Raw genomic sequence first — 1,541 nt, forward strand, 5'->3', positions numbered from 1 at the left:
GACGCGCGCCGGGCCGAGCAGCGTGCCCGCGCGCAGGACGACGTCGCCCGCCCGCACGTCCTCCCCCGCCCGCCGGATGTGCGCGGCCGGTGCGGGCTCGTGGTCGACGCGCACCGTCTCCCGGAGCCCGCGGTCCCCGAAGCCGTCGGTGTGCTCGACCGGCACCACCGCGTCGGCACCGGGCGGGAGCGGCGCGCCGGTCATGATGCGGGCGGCGGTCCCCGGGACGACCTGGGGCTCCGCGTCGCTCCCGGCCGGGAGGTCGGCGAGGACTTCGAGCGTCACCGGCGCCTCGGGTGACGCCCCGACGACGTCGTCGCGGCGCACGGCCCAGCCGTCCATCGCGGAGTTGTCCCACGCGGGCAGGTCGGTGGGCGCCACGACGTCGTCGGCGAGCACGTGACCGGCCGCGCGGGCGACCTCGACGTCGACGGGCGGCAGGGGCGCGACCAGCGCGAGGACGGCCTCGCGGTGCGCCGCGACGGTGAGGAGGTCGCCGTCGGCGGCGTGGCCGTGCTCGTGACTGTTGCCGTCTCCGTGGCCGTGCTCGTGGCCGTGTCCGTCACCCATGCGCACTCCCGCCTCGACCCGTCCGACCGGTCGACCCTAGCCGTGCGAGACCGGTACGAGACCGTGCGTGGCCCCGTGCGCGGCGTCAGGGGGTGCCGAGGGCCGCGGTCACGCGGGCGACGAACTCGACCTTGGCCATGCCGTCGAGCCCGACGTCGTCGGCGGCCGCGAGCAGGGCAGCGTGGCGCTCGGACGACCGGACCTCCGCGAGGGTCGCGCCCGCGCTCTGGGTGGCGTCCTCGAGCAGGTCGAGGAACCACCGCGCCATCTCCTCCTGCACGCCGCCCCGGGCGGCCGCGGGCGACGAACGGACGGTCTCCACCACACGCTCGGTGCCCGCCACGGAGGCCCGGAGCCGCTCGTTGTCGGCGGTGACGTCGACGAGGTCGCCCGTGATCTCGCCGAGCGCGGCGATGCGCGCGGTGCCCCGCACGTGGTCCAGGAGGTCCGACAGCGAGGTGTCCGGCGGGAGGCCGCGGCGATCGAGTGCGTCGGCGAGCTCGGCGCGGAAGCTCGCCTCGTCCGGGGAGAGCGCACCGCCCGCGAGGGCCGGCTCGTCCCCTGCCCCCGGGTCGACCGGCGCGGTGCCGTCCGCGTCGGCCAGGCTGCCCGGCTCGAGGCGCAGGGCGACGAGGCGCTCCTGGACGACCTCCAGCACGCGCTCGACGACGGCCCAGGTGCCGGGCTCGGCGCCCATCTCGGCGCGGAGGCGGTCGCGGACACCGGTGAGCACAGCCATGGGCCCCTGCCTAGTGCACCGGCACGTCCGGGGCAACGCGCGGGGTGCTGGCGCTCACGGGTCGGCGATCGCAGCGCGATGCGCGGAGACCCGCCTCCCCTTGTCAGCGCCTTCCCTCGTGTGTCCGGCCGGGGCCCTGGCCCGGGGCGTGTCGGGCGCGCACATCCTGGGGGCCCGCGCCTGTGGATCGCACCGGGCCGTGTCGGCGGTCGCTCGTACAGTTGTTCGAGTC

Annotated in this window: 2 protein-coding genes; both read right to left on the reverse strand. The window is 77.3% G+C overall.

What is annotated here, in order from left to right; genetic code table 11:
• Nucleotides 1–570 (reverse strand): hypothetical protein (locus N866_RS18715; RefSeq protein WP_034229634.1); only part of this gene is annotated, 570 nt, incomplete at its 3' end.
• Nucleotides 571–655: 85 nt separating this feature from the next.
• The gene (locus N866_RS18720; protein WP_155855500.1) at nt 656–1,309 is read right to left on the reverse strand and encodes a hypothetical protein; all 654 of its coding nucleotides are present in this window, start codon (nt 1,307–1,309) and stop codon (nt 656–658) included.
• Between the last annotated feature and the right edge of the window lie 232 nt (nt 1,310–1,541).

Origin of the sequence: Actinotalea ferrariae CF5-4, from assembly GCF_000603945.1 — a bacterium.
GTDB classification, from domain to species: Bacteria; Actinomycetota; Actinomycetes; order Actinomycetales; family Cellulomonadaceae; genus Actinotalea; species Actinotalea ferrariae.

Coding starts and splice junctions, on each gene's coding strand:
- N866_RS18720 (WP_155855500.1), bottom strand. CDS start 1,309: ATGGCTGTGCTCACCGGTGTCCGCGACCGCCTCCGCGCCGAGATGGGC.